The following is a 17,188-nucleotide window of genomic DNA, read 5'->3' as shown; positions in this document are numbered from 1 at the left end:
GTTGGAGCCAAGCCGGCGAACCACCCTCGTTCGCCCGGGCCGACCGAGGCCGCACCGGAACAGCGTCGGCGTGCGCCGAGGTGGTCCCCGGTCGTGGCGACCGGGGACCACGCCTCAGCAGCCGGGGGCGAGGTGCGCTTCCCGGGTCAGGACACGGTCACCCGCACGCCGGGACTGGTGCTGCCGGCGAAGCCGCCGCCGGCGGTGTTCTGCAGCCAGACGGGCTGGCCGCTGCTGTGGCTGGCCTGCTGGTAGGCGCCGACCCAGGTGATCGACGTGGGGGTGAGAGCGGTGATCACGTGGGTGTCGTCGGTGGCCGTGGCGCTGCCCATCCCGATCGTGTCGCCGACCTTGAGACCGGCGGTGCCGACCACCTTGCAGGTGGTGGCGGTGCTGGAGCAGGAGCTGGTCAGTGTGGTCCGGAACGGGGACGAGGCGGTGCCGGTGTCGTTGGACAGGTCCGGGGTGTAGACGGCGGTGATGGAATGCGGGCCCGAGCCCAGGGAGGTGGTCGTGTAGGAGGCGGTGCCGGTGGAGCCGAGCGCCACCGGGGTCCCGAGGTCGACGCCGTTGTCCCGGAACCGGACGGTTCCCGTCGCGGCCCACGACCGGGTGGCCGCGCCGACGTTCGCGGTCAGCGTCACCGGCTGTCCCGCGGTGACGGTGACGGTGGCGGGTGAGGCGGTGACGGTGGTGGTGGTCGGCGCGCACATCGGGGAGAGCTTGTCGAGCTCGGCGATGGTCGCGGACCAGCCGAACTCGTTGTTGTCGCTGACGTAGTAGTAGGTCGCGCCGTTGGGCATCATCGCGATCGTGATGCCTCCGTACCCCGACATGAACGGCACGCGCAGTCCGCAGCCGGGAACCTGGCCGGTCGTGGGGTAAGCCCACAGGCCGTTGCTGTAGCGGTAGCCGCCGGACGCGGCCGTCCCGTCACCGTGACCGCTCTGGTCCGCGCTGACGGCGGCGACGCCGGTGTCGGTGCTGCTGCGCTGCATGGCGGCGAGCAGCTGTCCGCGGTCCACGAGCTGGGTCCCGCCGACAGCACCGTTGTTCTGGAACAGGGTCGCGAGCTTGGCGATGTCGTCGATCGTCCAGAAGAGTCCGTGGGAGCCGAACGGGCGGCCGGTCGTCGGGGAGGCTCCGGCTGCGGAGGCGTTGTCGGTGCGCTCGGTGGTCAGGGTGCCGGCGGTGAGGTGGAGAGGCGTGTAGACCTCGTCGCGCATGAGGTTGAAGAGGTCGGCGCTCGGTCCGCGCTGCGACTGCAGGTACCCGGTCTCGGCCTGGGCCAGCAGGAAGTGGTCGACGCTGTGGTAGGCCCAGGTGTAGCCCTGTTCGCCCGTGTGGTGGGCGTAACCCAGTGCGTAGCCCATCTTCCCGGTCGTCGCGCTCCCGTAGGGCTCGGCACTGAGGAAGTTGGTCGTGTTGGCGCCGTTCTCGTCGCTCTCGTAGAGCTCCGAGTTGAAGTTCCCGGTGGCCATGTCGGCGGCGTTGTCGAACGTGACCGGCGCGGAGTTCCAGTTGCCGCTGGACGCCATCTCGGGGACGTAGCCCTTGAGGTTCAGGTTCGGGACACCGGATCCGAAGTCCTGCACCAGTCTGGCCATCGACAGTCCGGCGAACGCCGACTTGGCCGTGGAGTAGGACGGCAGGCGCATGTCCTTGCAGAAGGCGTAGGTGCCGTAGCGGGTCTGGCAGCCCTTGTTCGCGGCCGCGCCGTCCGCCACGTAGTTCACGCCGTTGTAGACCACTCCGTAGGCCGTCATCGCCGATGGCGTGATGCCGCTGCCGAAGGTGGCGAGGTCGAGCCCCGCCGCCGGATAGTCGGTGGCGAGGGCGGACAGCGGCTTGGTCGGCATGCGGTTTCCGACCTCCGCCGCCTGGGCGTTCTCCAGCGCGACGTCGTTGGCCACCGTGTGCGCGGTGTAGGTCGCGGCGAGCTGGCCCCACATGTCGAACTGCTGCAGCGCGCACGTCTCGGCCGTCACCTGGTAGGCGACGTTCGAGACCGAGGTCGCGTTGTACAGGAAGCTGAGCTCGCCGTTGTGGGCGCAGTTCTGGTTGCGGTCGACGAGCGCGAACGGCAGGGACGCCCGGGAGAACGTCCCGGCCGCGCCCGTGTCACCGTTCTCCGACCACGCGCGTCCCGGCCCCACGATGAGGTTGTACGTCGAGCCCGACTGCGTGTCGCCGGTGACCGTCAGGCCCTGGACCGCCGGGATCAGGTAGCTGCCGTTCTGCACGAGGTCGACGCTGATCGGCGGCAGGTGCTTGCCGCAGCCGGTACAGCTCTTGATGCTCTTGAACCCCCCGCTGCCGGCGGGGTTGGTGAGGGTGAGGGTTCCCTCGAAGGTGAACCGCGGCGGCGCGGCAGCGGACGGCAGGGCGAAGGCGGCGTCGTCGACCGGGGCACCGGGGCTCCGGGGGGTCGTCAGCTGACTGTAGGGCAGCAGGGTGCGTGTGACGGCGCCGTTCCCGGTCAGCGGGTCACCGGGTACCGGGTTGGCGGTGGCCGCTGCCGCGGGCAGCGGGGCGATCAGGCCGGTGGCCGCCAGCGCTCCCGCGCCGAGCAGCAGGAGCGAGCGGCGCCAGCGGCTGCGGTCGGCTGATCTTCGGTGCATGGTTCCTCCTTGGGTGGGGGCTGTGGAGTCGGGTGCGAACAGAGGGGGCACCCGGGTGCGGAGTGGTGATGGTGGGGTGGCGGCCTCGTCGCTCTTGCACGCCTCGGTCGTTCCGTTGGGCCGCCCGGGCGGGCCGAGGCCGCGCACGACGTCGCCGCCCGGACGGCCTGGAAGGGTGGGGCGGGGACGGGCGTGCTACGTCGCGCTGGCGCTTTCGCCCGGTGCGGACCGAGGCAGCAGCCAACGGGGTCAATCCGAAGGGCTGGGAAACGTCGCGGGGCGGGGCGGAGCGGAGCACGGGGACATGGAGGGCTCCAGGAGGGTGTGCAGGCCGCTCGTCGGCGGGGGCCGCGGCGCTGCTGTGGGGGTTGCGGGTATTTTGCTGGCCGCTCACCGTGCCGTCCAATGCCAAAAGTGTGCACCGGAGCCTGCCTTGGAGGCATAGGTGCAGGTCAGGCAGCAGCGCTACGTCAACGCCGTCCACGACCGCGGCTCCACGACGATCGGCCGGTGGGCGGCCCGCATCCCCGGCCCGACCTCATCTGCGGACCTCGCGACGGCTGGGCCGACGAACAGCGTCCAGAGCCATGTCCGGTGCCTGATCCCGGCGATGCCTCAAAGGCATGGAACGCAGCACGAACAGGCATTGGACGACATGGTGAGTGGCCAGCAGGATTCAGCGCAACCCCCACAGCAGCGCGGCGGCACCGGCCGCAAGCGGCTGGATTTCGAGGAGCCCGATTTGTCCCTGCGCCGTGCCAGAGCCTCGACCTGCGCCCTGACCCTGACCCTGACCCTGGCCCTGTCCGCCTCGGCCTGCAGCAGCTCCGCAGGATCGAAGTCCGCCTCGGCGGCCGTCCTGAAGGTCGCGACCACCGCCGACGTCACCACCTGGGACCCGGTGAAGTCGTTCTCCACCGAGGTCTTCTACCTCGCCAACGTCTACGAGCCGCTGCTGTGGAAGAACCCCGCCGGCTCCGACCAGCCCTACCGGCCGGCGCTCGCCACCTCGTGGGAGGCGAGCCCCGACAAGCTGACCTGGACCTTCCACCTGCGCACCGGCGTCACCTTCCACGACGGCGAGCCGCTGACCGCGGCCGCGGTCAAGGCGTCCGTCGAGGCCGCCGCGGACCACGGCGGCGCGAGCTTCATCTGGGCGCCGCTGAAGAGCGTCGAGACGCCCGACGAGCACACCGTCGTGATGAAGCTCGGCCAGGCCGCGCCGATGGACCTGATCGCCTCCAGCATGTACGGGGCGTGGATCGTCAGCCCGAAGGCGCTGGCCGCCGCCGAGGCCGACCCGAAGTACTTCGACTCCGGCAAGGACGGCGGCACCGGCCCCTACACGGTCGGGGAGTACACCTCGGGCCAGCGCGTCGTGCTCAAGAACTACGCGAGCTACTGGGACGGCTGGAAGAAGGACTCCTACACCACCGTCGTCAACACCATCACCCCGGAATCCGTGGTGCAGCAGCAGATGCTCACCAGCGGTCAGGCGGACCTGGCCACCAGCCTGCCGCTGGAGAACATCGACCAGTTCAAGAACGACGAGCGCTTCACCGTCACCAACTGCAAGACCGCCTCGGACTACGTCGGCTTCTTCAACACCACCCGCAAGCCCCTGGACGACGTCCGGGTCCGGCAGGCACTGTCGTACGCCATCCCGTACCAGGACATCATCACCGTCGGCGCCCACGGCTTCGGCACCCAGTCCCGCGGCCCCGTCCCGCAGGGCATCTTCCCGTACTCGGACAGCACCCCGCAGTACCACCAGGACCTGGCCAAGGCCAAGGAGCTGCTCGCGGCGGCCGGCTACCCCGACGGCGGGGGCCTCACGCTGAGCGTGACCTACGCCGCGGAGAACCAGGCCCAGGCCCGCTTCGCGCCGCTGATCAAGGACGCCTTCGCCAAGATCGGCGTCACCGCCGACGTCCAGGCGCTGCTGTTCAACCAGCAGTGGGACCGCGCGAAGGCCGACCCGAAGTCCGCGCAGGACATCTTCCTGCTGCTGTACTGGCCGACCTACTCCGACGCCGGCTCGGACAACCTCTACTCGCTGTTCCACTCCAGCGACAAGCCGTCCTTCAACCTCAGCTACTGGAAGGACAGCACCTACGACCAGTTGCTCGACGACGCCGGGACCCACACCGCGACCGACAACGCCAAGGCCGTGAGCGAGTACGGCCAGGCGCTGAACCGCCTGTACGACCAGGCGCCCGGCTTCTTCCTCTACGACGTGACGAACCCGCTGGTCGTGCCGAAGACCGTGAAGGGCGTGGCCTGCAACCAGGACTACTCCTCCAACTTCAACTTCCACGCCCTGACCCGCGCAGGGGCCTGAGCATGGGGCGCTTCCTGTTCCGCAGGGCCGCGGCGGCGGCGGCCGTCCTGCTCGGGACCACCGTCGTCACCTTCGTGCTGGCCCGCGTGGTACCCGCCGACCCTGCCCTCGCCTACCTCGGCCCGAAGGCCCGGCCCGAGCAGATCGCCCAGATCCACCACCAGCTGGGCCTGGACCGGTCACTCCCGGTGCAGTACGCGCACTACCTCGGCGGACTGGTCCGCGGCGACTGGGGCATCTCGATCGGCACCAAGCAGCCCGTCGCCTCCGAGCTCTTCGGACGGCTCCCGGCCACTCTCGAACTGCTGGCCGCCGCCATGACCATCGCGCTCGTGCTCGGCATCGCGCTCGGCGTGATCGCCGCGGTGCGCCAGCAACGGCTGGTCGACCACGTCATCCGCATGCTGGCGATCGGCGGCGTGTCGATGCCGGCCTTCTGGCTCGGACTGCTGCTCCAGGTCACCGTGTTCGGGCAGCTCGGCCTGTTCGCCTTGACCGGGCGCAACGACCCGGACCTGGAGTTCACCGACCCGATCCGGGACATCACCGGCTTCCACCTGCTCGACGCGCTGCTCACCGGCAACGCCGCCGGGTTCACCGACACCCTCACCCACCTGGTGCTGCCCGCGCTGACGCTGGCCGCGTACCCCATCGGCGTCATCGCCCGGATGACCCGCGCCTCGATGATCGAGGTGCTGGCCGCCGACCACATCCGCGCCGCCCGCGCCTACGGGCTGCGCGAGCGGATGACGGTCGGCCGGATCGCCCTGCGCGGTGCGCTGCCGCCGGTCGTCACCGTCGCGGGCCTGACCCTGGCCTACTCGCTGACCGGAGCGTTCTTCGTGGAAGTGGTCTTCAACTGGCCCGGCCTCGGGCAGTTCGCCTCGACCGCGCTGCTCAACGCCGACTACCCGGCGATCATGGGCGTCACGGTCCTCGGGGCCGCCGCCTACATCCTGGTCAACCTGGCCGTGGACATCGTGCAGGCCCGGCTCGACCCGAGGGTGAGGCTCGCATGACGCTCCTCGCCGCAACCACCGGCCCGGCCGACGCCGTCCGCACCGCGGACACCCCCGCGCCCACCCGCCTGCGCCGGATCGTCACCGCGCTGCTGCGCGACCGGCTCGCACTGCTCGGCGTGGTCCTGGTCGGCGCGCTGCTCGTCCTCGCCGTCTTCGGCCCCTGGCTCGCCCCCTTCCCCGACCAGGGCCGCGGCGTCGCCGATGTGGCGCACCGCAACCTCGCGCCCGGCACCGGCGGCCACCTGCTCGGCACCGACCCGCTCGGCCGCGACGTACTGTCGCGGATCATCATCGGCGCCCGGCCCGCGCTGCTGACGCCGCTGCTGACGGTGGCCCTCGCGGTCGCCGTCGGCGTCCCGCTCGGCCTGCTCGCCGGCTACCGCGGCGGGCGGCTGGACGAGGTCGTCATGCGGATCGCCGACATGTTCCTGGCGTTCCCGCCGCTGCTGCTCGCCATGGTGATCGCGGCGATGCTCGGGCCCAGCCTGATGCACGCCGGGATCGCCCTCGCCATCGCCTGGTGGCCCTGGTACACCCGGCTCGCCCGCGGCCTCGCCGCCGGGCTGCGGGACCGGCCGTTCGTCGACGGCGCGAGGGCACTGGGCCTGTCCGACCCCGTCATCCTGGCCCGCCACCTGCTGCCGAACGCCGCCGCCCCGATCGTCGTCCAGGCGAGCATCGACATCGGCACGGTCATCCTCGCCTCCGGGTCGTTGGCCTTCCTCGGCCTCGCCGCGCAGGCGCCCACGCCGGACTGGGGCCTGATGGTCTCCGACGGGCGCAGCTACGTGCTGTCGCAGTGGTGGCTGTCCGCGCTGCCCGGCACGGCGATCTTCCTGGCGGTGCTCGCCTTCAACGTCCTCGGCGACGCGCTGCGCGACATCCTCGACCCCAGGGCGGTGACCCGATGACGCTGCTGACCGTCGAAGACCTGACGATCGAGTTCCCACGGCCCGGTGGCCGCTCCGGCGGCACGACCCGGCCGGTGCGCGGCGTCACGCTCACCGTCGAACCCGGGCAGACGCTCGGCGTCGTCGGCGAGACCGGCTGCGGCAAGACCCTCACGGGCCTCGCCGTGCTCGGCCTGCTGCCGCCCGCCGCGCGGGCCCGCGGCAGCATCCGGCTGGACGGCCGCGAACTGCTCGGTGCGCCGCCGTCGCAACTGCGCGCGGTACGCGGCGCCGAGATCGCCATGGTCTTCCAGAACCCGGCGACCGCCTTCGACCCGGTCCGCCCCCTGCGCACCCAGTTCGAGCGCGTCATCCGGCGCCACCGCGGCGGCTCGCGCGAGCAGGCCGGGGCCCGCGCCGCGAAACTGCTCGCCGAGGTCGAACTGCACGACACCGACCGGGTACTGGGCAGCTACCCGCACCAGCTGTCCGGCGGCATGCTGCAACGCGCGATGATCGCTCTGGCGCTGTCCTGCGAGCCGCGGCTGATCATCGCGGACGAGTCCACCAGCGCGCTCGACGTGACCGTCGCCCAGCAGGTCAGGAGGCTGCTGCTGCGGCTCCAGCACGCACACGGCTTCGGGGTGCTGTTCGTCACCCACAACCTCGGCGAGGCCCGCGACCTGTGCGACCGCGTCGCCGTGCTGTACGCGGGCGAGGTGGTCGAGACCGGGCCGGTCGAGGAGGTGTTCACCGCTCCCGCGCACCCGTACACCAAGGCGCTGCTGGCCGCGGTGCCCACCGTGGACGACGACGGTGCGCCGCTGGCCTCGCTGCCCGGCGAGGTCCCGGCCGACGTGCTGGCCGTGACCGGCTGCGTCTTCGCCAACCGATGTCCGCAGGCCGAGGACCTGTGCCGCAGTACGCCGCCCGCGGCGCACACGCTGCCCGGCGGCCGCAGCGCCCTCTGCCACTTCGCCGATCCGGAGGTCGCGGCGTGATCCCCGACACCCCCCACATCCCCGACACCGTCGACGTCTCCAGCGCCTCCGACGTCCTGCGCGTACAGGACCTGGTCGTCACGTACGGCCGGCACCGCGCGGTGGACGGCGTCGGCTTCCGCATCGCGCCCGGCGAGTCGTACGCCGTCGTCGGCGAGTCCGGCTGCGGGAAGACGACGCTCGCCCGCACCGTGCTCGGCCTGCTCAGACCAGTGGCCGGCGAGGTCGCGCTGGAAGGCGTCCGGCTCGACCGGGCCAGGGGCCGCGACCTGCGGGCGCTGCGACGGCGGGTGCAGATCGTCTTCCAGAACCCGTTCGCCGCGCTCGACCCGCGGATGACCGTGGCCCGGCTGGTGGACGAGCCGCTGCGGCTCGCGCAGCCCGACCTGACCGCGGCCGGCCGCGCCGAGGCCGTCTCGGCGCTGCTGGCGTCCGTCGGCCTGGCCGACCGGTTCCTGGGACGGCGGCCGCACGAACTGTCCGGCGGCCAGTGCCAGCGCGTCGCGATCGCCCGGGCGCTCGCCATGGACCCCGTGCTGCTGGTGCTGGACGAACCGACGTCGGCGCTGGACGTGTCGGTCCAGGCGCAGGTGCTCAACCTGCTCGCCGACCTGCGGCAGCGCCAGGGCTTGGCCTACCTGCTGATCAGCCACGACCTCGGCGTCGTACGGCGCCTGGCCGATCGGATCGGCGTCATGCACGCCGGGCGACTGGTCGAGGAGGGGCCGGCGCAGCAGGTGCTGCACGCGCCCTCGGCGGACTACACCCGGGCGCTGATCGCCGCCGTGCCCGGCCGGGGAAGGGCCGCCCTGGTGGGCGGCGCCGAGGCGGGGGCGGGGGCCCCTGCTCCCGGTGGCGGCGCCCGTGCCGACCGGGCGGCCGGACCAGCGCCCGCACTCGCATCCGCCTCCAGTGCGGCGACCGCACCCGCATCCGAACCCAGCGCACCGAGCAGCACGGGGAGCAGCCAGTGAGTCGCATCGTCGGGATCGCCGCCGCGCAGGTGGCGCCGGTGCCCAACGACCCCGGGGCCACCCTCGCCAAGTTCGAGCGCGAGGTCCGCACGCTGGCCGCCTCGGTGCCGGCCCTGGACCTGCTGGTCTTCCCCGAGTACTACCTGACGGGGATGGGCAGCTTCGACGCGCCGCCGCCGCCCGGCTACATCGAGCGCGTCGCCGAGGAGATCCCCGGGCCGCTCACCGAGCGGCTGTGCGCACTGGCGGCCGAGACCGGCAAGTGGATCGTCCCCGGCACGATCGCCGAGCGCAACGGCGACCACCTGCACAACACCGCGCTGGCCGTCTCGCCGCAGGGCGAGATCGTCGCACGCTACCGCAAGCTGTTCCCCTGGATGCCGTACGAACGGTCGGTGCCCGGCGACGAGCACGTGGTCTTCGACATGCCCGGCATCGGACGGTTCGGTCTGGCCATCTGCTACGACGGCTGGGTCCCGGAGATCATGAGGACGCTGGCCTGGATGGGCGCGGAGGTCATCCTCCAGCCCACGTACACCCGCACCTCGGACCGCGCGCAGGAGCTCGTCCTGGCCCGCGCGAATGCGATCACCAACCAGGTATACGTCGTCAACCCCAACATCGGAGCGCTGTTCGGGACCGGCCGATCGGTCGTCACCGACCCCGAGGGCCGCGTGATGGCCGAGGGCGGCACCGGAGAGGAGTTCCTCACGCTCTTCCTCGACCTCGACCTGGTCACGACCGTCCGCGAGCACGGCACCGCGGGACTCAACGCCCTGTGGAAGCAACTGCGCGACGCCGCCCCGCCCTTCCCCCCGGCCCTGCTCGGCTACGACACCGGCGCCGTCATGCAGGGCCTCGGGCCCCTCTTCGCCCCGACCGAGCCCGCCGAAGCCCACTGACCGCAGCAGCGATCGCTGCGCTCTTCATCCGAAAGTGCCTTCTGAGCCGCAACGACGAGGTCTGTCCAAGACCGCAGTCGGTTCCGGCGGGAAGGCACTTTCTGCGCGCACCCCACCCGATCACGGCCCAAGCCCGTCGTCAGCGCCGGCAGGCACAGGCGGTCAGCCGCACCGCCTCGCGCCTGGGCGCGGACCCGGCCGATGCCACCACCACCGACCACCCGCGATTGAAGGCCCCCGGAGCACCCGGCCACTGCGCCGGGCCTTCGGCGTGCCCGGCGACCGCCGGCAGCGCGACTTCTTACCCGCTGATCGCTTCGGATCGCCGACACGGACTGAAGCACGGAGGACGGCTGCGCACCGCGCACCCCGGCCGGGGCCGGCCGCCCCACCTGGGGGCCGCCCGGCCGGGCCCGTTCGTCGTGCCCCGGACCCCGCCCTGCTCCCGTACCGCCGGCTGACCTCCGCGGCGAACCCGCAGCGCCGACGGTGCCGAGGGCCGACCCGGGGTGCGGCAAGCGCCCGCCGCCCAGCCGTTCGTACTGGTCGATCGTGGCCGGAATTGCTTCCACAGCGGCGAGTTGGGCTTCCTGTCCAACGCGACCACCGCCCCCGTGGTCGCCCACCGGGTGACGACGGAGACTCGCCGACTCCACCGGACCACGATGTCGCGAGCCGTCCGCCCGCCTGGCCGAGGGGTGGGGCCCCGGAACTCACACGCCGATCCCGCTCCTGACCCGCGCCTTCTCGAACTCGGACACGGCGTCGCCTCCGGCACTCCAGGGCCAGGCCGCGACCGTACCGTTGATCGCCTCGAAGACCGGACGGGCCTCGTCGCGCCGCTCTGCGGCCACCAGGGCGTAGGCCAGTAGGTTCAGGTCGGCGAGGGCCGCGGCGTGGGGGAGGAACCCCGGCCGGGCCCACGTGTGCGCCGCACGGTCGAGGGCCTGGGCGGCCGATGCCTGGGACCAGCGGTGGCGCGCCATCAGCGCCTCGACTCCGCCCCGGGCGAGGACGGACTGGTACTGCAGAACGTGGGCGGTGAGCTCGGTGGCCGCGCAGGGCGCGTTCGCGGGAGTGCGGGCGCGGACCGCGTCGACGAACTCCAGTACCTGGACGCGCGATCCCACCTCCTCCGGCCCCAGGTAGCGCAGCATGCTCAGGTGCGCCTCACGGTTCCAGGGGTCGCGGGCCAGGACCTCGTTCCAGACGCCGAACACCTCCCGCTGACCGCGGCGCTCCAGCCGGGACAGTCCCAGCAGGACCACCCAGGGAGCGGGGTCCGCGGGCGCGAGTTCGGCGGCCCGCAGACAGGTGTCGGCAGTGCCGGCCGCGTCCTCCAGCTGCCCCCGGGAGCGTCCGCGTTCGACCTGCGCCCATGCGGAGAGGACGAGCGCGCTCGCGTTGCGCGGCTCACGAGTGGCCCAGCCACGGGGCCCGTGCGATTCGGACAGGCAGCGCGCCAGCACGGAGAGCCGGTGGGTGCGGCGGTCCCAGTCGGCCCCGCTCCGGTCCAGAAGACGGGATGTCTGGGCCATGACCAGGTCTGTCGTCGCGATCGCGCCCGCACCCGCCGTCGCCTGGAAGGACTTCAGCAGCCGGCCGAGGGCAGCGTCGTCGAGCTCAAGAACGAGACGTGCCCGTCTGCGGCGGCTTGAGAGGAATGCCATGCACGGAGGCTAGAGGAGACGAGCCGTGACGCAAGGTGCGCACCTGGATCGTTATCGATGGCTTCCGAATCCGGCGATCACCGGCCGGTACGGTGCGACGCGCGTGACCCGACGGCGAACGTGGGCCCCCACCTGGTGCGGCGCGCTCGGGCCACCGTCCGGTGCCCGCCGGTCCGCTGCCCGATAGGCACGCCTCCGGCACTGGTGTCGCCGCAGTTCAGAGCCGGGCGGAGACCTGGGGACCGTACCGCTCGACGCAGAAACGCGCCAACCCGGCCGCGAACGCCTCGATGCTGCGCAGCGCGTAGTGGCCGGGGTCCCACGCCGCGTGCAGGTGGATCTGCAGCGGCTCGCCCGTGCTGTCGAGGATCAGCAACGGGTGCAGGTCGAAGCGGGGATCGTCGGAGACCACCGCGACACCGTGGCCCGAAGCCGCCATGGCCTGTGCGACGTGCGGGGTGTCGCATTCGAGCACGATGTCGTACGAGGCGTCCGCATCCTGCACGGCGTGGTCCAGGATGCGGCGGGTGCCGTGCGCCAGGGTGAGGACGATGAGGGGCTCCGCGGCCAGTTCCCCGATGGTGACGCGGTCCCGGCCCGCCCAGGCGTGGTCGGCACGGACGTAGGCCCACAGCGGCAGGCGGGCCACCGGGAGCCCGGCGAAACGGCGCCGCGGAGGTGCGGAGGAGATGGCGACGTCGGCGCCCCTCGCCAGCGCCTGGTACGCGTGTGCCGGACTCTCCGCCTGCACGGTGACCAGCGGATCCTCCGGCCCCCAGGTGGCGAGGAACGGTGCGATCACGTCGGTGATGGTGGTGGGCGGTGCCGCCACGGTGATCCGCATGGCACGGCCGGCGGCCAGCGCACCGACCGCGGCCTCGGCGGTGTCCGCGCGGGCGACCAGGTCGCGGGCCAGGGGGAGGAAGCGCCGGCCGGCTGCGGTCAGGACCATCTGCTTGCCGCCGCGGTCGAACAGCGTCATCCCCAAGGACCCTTCCAGGCTGCGCAGTTGGCGCGACAGCGAGGGCTGGGCGACGTGGACCACTTCAGCTGCCTTGGTGACGGAGCCGGTCTCCACGATGGTCAGGAAGTAGCGCAGTACTCGGATTTCCACGGCGGTGGTCCCTCGGACGACGGGGGAGGCAGGCACCTCCATGCCTCGGAGGCATGATAGTAAGCCCCACCAAGTATTTGAGGCTATGGGCCGCTGGTCGCATTCTTGTCTCACCGGAACTTTTGGTTACCGGCACCCGAATCCCCGCCGACTTCTCTTCGCAGAACAGTCCTTCGATTGGCTGGTGTCCCCCATGGCCCGCCCCCTGCCCCTGATCCTCGCCCAGGCGCCCGGCCGCCCGGTCGACGACCTCGCGGGCTTCGCCGCCGACGTGGAGCGGCGCGTGCAACTGCACGCACCCGGCGCCCTCGTCGTCTACCCCGAACTGCACCTCGGTGAGAGCGCCCCCGGCGTCCCGGCCGCCCCCGAGGAGGGAGCCGAGCCGCTCGACGGCAAACGCGACGCGGTCTTCGCCGAACTCGCGGGTGATCTGGGCATCTGGCTGGTACCCGGCAGCGTCTACGAACGGGGCGCCGACGACCGCGTCCACAACACGACACCGGTCTACTCGCCGCAGGGCGAGCGCGTCGCCGCTTACCGCAAGATCTGCCCGTGGCGCCCGTACGAGACGACCACGCCCGGCACCGGGTTCGAGGTCGTCGACCTCGCCGGCATCGGCCGCATCGGACTGTCCATCTGCTACGACACCTGGTTCCCGGAGATCTCCCGCCACCTGGCCTGGATGGGTGCGGAGCTGATCGTCAACGTGGTCCGCACGCCGACGAGCGACCGCGCCCAGGAAGTCGTCCTCAACCGCGCCAACGCCATCGCGAACCAGGTCTTCGTCGCCAGCGTCAACTCCGCCGCCCCCTCCGGGACCGGCCGCAGCCTCGTCATCGACCCCCAGGGCACGGTGCGCGCCGAAACCGTCGACGCCGGCGACTCCACCCTCACCGACGTGATCGACCTCGACGAGGTCGGCAACGTCCGCCGCTACGGCACCGCCGGTCTCAACCGCATCTGGGACCAGTTCCGCCCCGGCGACCCGGTCCTCGAACTCCCGCTCTACGGCGGCCGCATCGACCCCGCCACCTGGCGCCCCGCCAGCCCCACCCAGGAGCCCCCGCGATGAACAGCGCGACGACTGCGAACACCACGAGACTGAAGGGCGACCTGAGCCTGCTCTCCGTCGTCCTCTTCGGCCTGGCCTACATCTCCCCGGGCATCGTCGTCACGATCTTCGGCGTGGTCGCCGCCACCAGCGGGGGCGCGGCCCCGACCGCGTTCGCCGTCGCCACCCTCGCGATGCTGCTCACCGGACTGAGCTACGCGAAGATGGCACGCGCTGTGCCCGGCGCGGGGTCGGTCTACACGTACGCCCGCAGGATGCTCGACAGCCGCATCGGCTTCCTGTCCGGCTGGGCGATGCTGCTCGACTACTTCTTCATCCCGATGGTCGGCTGGCTGATCACGGCGATCTACTTCCACGCCCAGTTCCCCGTAGTGCCCAAATGGGCCTGGCTGATCGTCTCGGTGGGCGTCACCACCGCCGTCAACGTCTTCGGCATGAAGCTCGCGGACCGCGTCAACAAGGTCCTGATGTTCATCGCCCTCGGGTCGCTGGTCCTCTTCGCCACCCTGTGCGTCGTCTTCCTCGGCAAGCACGGCTCGTCCGCCCCCGCCACGGACGCCCTGTGGAACTCCGGCACCTCGATCGGTGCGGTCACCGCCGCCGCCGCCATCGCCGCGTACTCCTTCCTCGGCTTCGACGCCGTCTCCACCCTGGGCGAGGAGGCCAGGGGCGGTGCGAGGACGATCGGCCGCGGCATCATCGGCTGCGTCATCGCCGCCGGAGCGATCTTCATCGTGCTGTCCTTCGTGATGCAACTGGTCCACCCCGGCGCCGAGTTCGCCGACGTCGACGCGGCCGCCTACCACCTGAAGGTCCAGGTCGGCGGCCAGCGGTACGCCGAGACCATCAACTTCGTCACCATCGCCGGATCCATCGCCTCCTGCATCGCCCTGCAAGCCTCCGCCGCCCGTCTCATGTACGTCATGGGACGCGACGGCGCGCTGCCCAGGGCCGTCTTCGGCAGACTGTCGGGGAAGACCGGCACGCCCGTCCTGAACCTGCTGCTGACCGCGGCCGCAGGTGTCATCGCCATCAACCTCGACCTGACCACAGCCACCTCGTTCATCAACTTCGGCGCCTTCCTCGGCTTCGCCCTGGTGAACGTCTGCGTGATCGCCCACCTGGTCCGAGAGCGCCGACACGGCCGCACCCCCAACCTCTTCTCGTACCTGGTGATGCCGGCCGTCGGCGCCGTCGTCTCCCTCTACCTGCTCACGAAGCTCGGTCACGTCGCACTCCAGATCGGCGGCGTCTGGCTGGCGATCGGCATCGTCTACCTGGCCGTCCTGACCAAGGGCTTCCGACGGCCCGCACCGGAGATGACCTTCGACGACGACACCGCGGCCACGGAAGAGCCGCCGTGCAGCGCCTCTCCTCAAGCGGGACGACGGGGCTGATCCGACCGGGCGACCGCCAGGGCCGTTCGTCGCTCATCACCCGGTTCCCGCCCGACGCCGCAGCCGGACCGGAGGCATCCGGGGACTGGGTGAGAGGCAACGGCCTCGCCACCGCCGTCGGCCCTTCGCCAAGAGACCGGGACCGAACCGGTTCCCCAGTCCCTGGAACGCGCAACAGACCGACGACCGCCGTACGGCAGGGCCCGCTGCTTCACCCTCCCACTGACCGCATGGCCGCTGTCGCCGACGGCGGCCCTCGACCGGCGCCGAGCAGTGCCCTTGCCGCCCGCTCGAACCCTCTCGGCTCCTTCGAAAGGCAACCCCACCATGGAGACCGAAACCTCACCCCTGCACGGGGCACCCGCCGCCACGGTGCACGCCCCGAACCCGCAGGCCGCCTGCTACCTGCGCTCCTACCCGGCCGATCCGTGGGAGACGAGGAACTTCGCCGACGCGCTGCGCCGCCTCGCACTGCGGCACGGCTTCTCGGCGCCGTACCTGCTCATCGACTCGGGAGTGCCCTCCCGGGCGGCCGACAAACCCGCCCTGCAGAACCTGCTCACCGCCACAGAGCGCGGGATGCTCCAGGTCGTGTTCGTGCCGGGCCAGTGGGTCTTCTCCCTTGACGACGCCCAGGCGGCTGCCATCCGTGATCGTCTGAATGCCGCCGGGTGCCACGTCGTCGAACTCCCCTCCCGGCTCGGCCGTCGAGCAGCGGCCCCATCCCTGTCCGCAGCCGGCTGTTCCGGTGCTGCCAGTGATGGCACTGCCCGCCGCGCCCTGACCGGCCGACCCCATCGGGGCCCTCGCGCCGCCGACATGATCGTCGTGGGGGCCGCGACGGGTGGGCACGGCGGTACGCACGAGGCACCCGCAGCACTCTGAGCACCGGACTCGAGCCGCGGCACCGCCGACGGGCCTGGGCCGACGACCGCCTCCGCTTCGCCAGATCCATCGGGACGGATACCCGGTCGCATGCCGTACGGATGACCTCCCTTGAAGTACCACCGGCAGACGGTTGTGCCGACACGGATCGTGAAATCGGCCGGGGCGCGATTGCGGACGCCGTCCCGGAGGAAACGGGCCGTGCGTGCAACCCGCCCGATCCGCTCAGTCAACGTCACTCGGCTGCCGGCCGGGCGGGATCTTTGGGAGCCCGGTCAGGGCGTCGATGCCGAGGTGTTCGAGGAGCAGGGCCTTCAGGTTGCGGCCGTCGATCAGATCCAGGCGCTGGCCGTTGCGGTGGGCGGTCTCCCAACACGGCGACGGCGTCGAGGCCGTCGTCGCGGGAGTTCCGGGTGCGCCAGGTCTCGTAGCCCATGGCGGTGAACAGCTCGCGCACCAGGCGCTCGAATGCGAACGGGTCCATCTGCGGCAGGTCAGGCCGGTCGCGCAGCACCGCCTCCGACTCGCGAGCACGGCCGCGACCTCATGGCTGCGCCGCTCGGCCCCCTCCTCCAACTGCTGCTCCAGTGCCTCGTGTTCGGCCTGCTCCCGTTCCCGCTCCGCACGTTCCTGCTCGCGCTGCCGCCGCTGGGCATCGCGTTCGCGCGCGGCTCTGCACTTGGCGAGGCCGGCCTCGATCCGGACCGCCTCCTTGGCCTTCGCCGTGCCCTGCTCGGCGAGGGAGCGGGACAACCCCGTGCAGCCGGGGGCTGTCCCGTCGTGGGAGCACCTGCTCGGCAAGTTGAGAGAGCCGTAGAGAGGGGCCCAGATCAATCACTGCGATGAGATCGGAGCGGGAGATTTGGGGACTTGCCAGGGACCACGCGTCGTCCACGCCTGCCGGACGCACTGCTGCCGGTCCGGATCGAGCACCCGGTGCTCGCCCACCCGTCGGCCACGGGTCCTGGAGACCAGAGCGTCCCGCCCGCCGACCTGCCGGGCAGCCCACCAGCTGTCGACCGACTCCACGGTCACGCCCGGGAGTTCGGCCACCTCGTGCCGCTCGCGGCCCGCCCGAAGCGCCGCCACCGCCCGCATTCGCAGAGTTTTTCGAGCCTTCGGTGGCAGCCGCCGAGTGTCCCCCACCAGATCCGTCACGCCCGGATCAACGAGCGCCGAACCTTACCGTTTCGAGTCGATAGTGGGTGCTTCACCGTCCCGGGGTCAGAGCCGGGGCGGTGGGGCGACCGAGTCCCTGGGGACCAGCGGGCAGTGCAGCGTCTCCTGGCTGCGCGGGCC

The 17,188-nt window shown here is 71.7% G+C and carries 13 protein-coding genes; 9 read left to right on the top strand and 4 right to left on the bottom strand.

The window, feature by feature from the left end; translation table 11 throughout:
* Positions 1 to 146: 146 nt before the first annotated feature.
* Positions 147 to 2,621, bottom strand: coding sequence for an Ig-like domain-containing protein (locus tag OO48_RS27185; RefSeq protein ID WP_051732902.1), 2,475 nt, complete (start codon positions 2,619 to 2,621; stop codon positions 147 to 149).
* Between the two features lie 742 nt (positions 2,622 to 3,363).
* Between OO48_RS27185 and OO48_RS27180 the strand changes: the two genes are divergently transcribed.
* The 6 genes from OO48_RS27180 to OO48_RS27155 are packed head-to-tail and all read left to right on the top strand — an operon-like array spanning position 3,364 to position 9,751.
* Positions 3,364 to 4,962 carry an ABC transporter substrate-binding protein gene (locus OO48_RS27180; protein WP_051732900.1) on the top strand — a complete coding sequence of 533 codons (1,599 nt, stop codon included), beginning with the start codon at positions 3,364 to 3,366 and terminating at the stop codon, positions 4,960 to 4,962.
* Positions 4,963 to 4,964: 2 nt separating this feature from the next.
* A complete protein-coding gene (locus OO48_RS27175; protein ID WP_033220923.1) occupies positions 4,965 to 5,981 on the top strand; it encodes an ABC transporter permease in 1,017 nt (338 codons plus the stop codon).
* Entirely contained in the window at positions 5,978 to 6,895 is a 918-nt protein-coding gene (locus OO48_RS27170) for an ABC transporter permease (protein ID WP_081952420.1), read from the top strand. The genes OO48_RS27175 and OO48_RS27170 overlap by 4 nt, the downstream gene beginning before the upstream one ends.
* Positions 6,892 to 7,875: an ABC transporter ATP-binding protein gene (locus OO48_RS27165; protein ID WP_033220921.1), complete on the top strand. Its 984-nt coding sequence runs from the start codon at positions 6,892 to 6,894 to the stop codon at positions 7,873 to 7,875. The genes OO48_RS27170 and OO48_RS27165 overlap by 4 nt, the downstream gene beginning before the upstream one ends.
* On the top strand, positions 7,872 to 8,849 hold the full coding sequence (locus tag OO48_RS27160) for an ATP-binding cassette domain-containing protein (RefSeq protein ID WP_051732898.1): 978 nt from the start codon (positions 7,872 to 7,874) through the stop codon (positions 8,847 to 8,849). Before OO48_RS27165 ends, OO48_RS27160 begins: the two co-directional genes overlap by 4 nt.
* Positions 8,846 to 9,751 carry a carbon-nitrogen hydrolase family protein gene (locus OO48_RS27155; protein ID WP_051732896.1) on the top strand — a complete coding sequence of 302 codons (906 nt, stop codon included), beginning with the start codon at positions 8,846 to 8,848 and terminating at the stop codon, positions 9,749 to 9,751. The genes OO48_RS27160 and OO48_RS27155 overlap by 4 nt, the downstream gene beginning before the upstream one ends.
* A gap of 713 nt (positions 9,752 to 10,464) precedes the next feature.
* On the opposite strand, the gene OO48_RS27150 is transcribed toward OO48_RS27155, so the two are convergent.
* Complete coding sequence (locus OO48_RS27150) at positions 10,465 to 11,421, bottom strand: hypothetical protein (protein WP_033220919.1); 957 nt, start codon at positions 11,419 to 11,421, stop codon at positions 10,465 to 10,467.
* Between the two features lie 217 nt (positions 11,422 to 11,638).
* Entirely contained in the window at positions 11,639 to 12,535 is an 897-nt protein-coding gene (locus tag OO48_RS27145) for a LysR family transcriptional regulator (RefSeq protein WP_033220916.1), read from the bottom strand.
* A gap of 193 nt (positions 12,536 to 12,728) precedes the next feature.
* On the opposite strand from OO48_RS27145, the gene OO48_RS27140 reads away from it, so the two are divergent.
* The 3 genes from OO48_RS27140 to OO48_RS27130 all read left to right on the top strand — a co-directional run bounded on the left by OO48_RS27140 (position 12,729) and on the right by OO48_RS27130 (position 15,889).
* Entirely contained in the window at positions 12,729 to 13,607 is an 879-nt protein-coding gene (locus OO48_RS27140) for a carbon-nitrogen hydrolase family protein (RefSeq protein WP_033220914.1), read from the top strand.
* Positions 13,604 to 15,004, top strand: a complete 1,401-nt coding sequence (locus OO48_RS27135; RefSeq protein WP_033220912.1) for an APC family permease — start codon at positions 13,604 to 13,606, stop codon at positions 15,002 to 15,004. Before OO48_RS27140 ends, OO48_RS27135 begins: the two co-directional genes overlap by 4 nt.
* Before the next feature lie 327 nt (positions 15,005 to 15,331).
* The gene (locus OO48_RS27130; protein WP_033220910.1) at positions 15,332 to 15,889 is read left to right on the top strand and encodes a hypothetical protein; all 558 of its coding nucleotides are present in this window, start codon (positions 15,332 to 15,334) and stop codon (positions 15,887 to 15,889) included.
* Positions 15,890 to 16,114: 225 nt separating this feature from the next.
* On the opposite strand, the gene OO48_RS41265 is transcribed toward OO48_RS27130, so the two are convergent.
* Complete coding sequence (locus OO48_RS41265) at positions 16,115 to 16,642, bottom strand: hypothetical protein (protein WP_425338588.1); 528 nt, start codon at positions 16,640 to 16,642, stop codon at positions 16,115 to 16,117.
* Positions 16,643 to 17,188: the final 546 nt, after the last annotated feature.

Source organism: Kitasatospora phosalacinea (assembly GCF_000716545.1).
GTDB classification, from domain to species: Bacteria; Actinomycetota; Actinomycetes; order Streptomycetales; family Streptomycetaceae; genus Kitasatospora; species Kitasatospora phosalacinea.
The sequence above is the reverse complement of the archived record's forward strand: the minus strand, read 5'-3'. Positions and strand labels throughout refer to the sequence as shown.

What these genes read in the sequence shown, in the direction of transcription:
- OO48_RS27170 (WP_081952420.1), top strand. Translation starts at nt 5,978, where the DNA reads ATGACGCTCCTCGCCGCAACCACCGGCCCGGCCGACGCCGTCCGCACC.
- OO48_RS27135 (WP_033220912.1), top strand. Translation starts at nt 13,604, where the DNA reads ATGAACAGCGCGACGACTGCGAACACCACGAGACTGAAGGGCGACCTG.
- OO48_RS27150 (WP_033220919.1), bottom strand. Translation starts at nt 11,421, where the DNA reads ATGGCATTCCTCTCAAGCCGCCGCAGACGGGCACGTCTCGTTCTTGAG.
- OO48_RS27185 (WP_051732902.1), bottom strand. Translation starts at nt 2,621, where the DNA reads ATGCACCGAAGATCAGCCGACCGCAGCCGCTGGCGCCGCTCGCTCCTG.
- OO48_RS27165 (WP_033220921.1), top strand. Translation starts at nt 6,892, where the DNA reads ATGACGCTGCTGACCGTCGAAGACCTGACGATCGAGTTCCCACGGCCC.
- OO48_RS27175 (WP_033220923.1), top strand. Translation starts at nt 4,965, where the DNA reads ATGGGGCGCTTCCTGTTCCGCAGGGCCGCGGCGGCGGCGGCCGTCCTG.
- OO48_RS27140 (WP_033220914.1), top strand. Translation starts at nt 12,729, where the DNA reads ATGGCCCGCCCCCTGCCCCTGATCCTCGCCCAGGCGCCCGGCCGCCCG.
- OO48_RS27130 (WP_033220910.1), top strand. Translation starts at nt 15,332, where the DNA reads ATGGAGACCGAAACCTCACCCCTGCACGGGGCACCCGCCGCCACGGTG.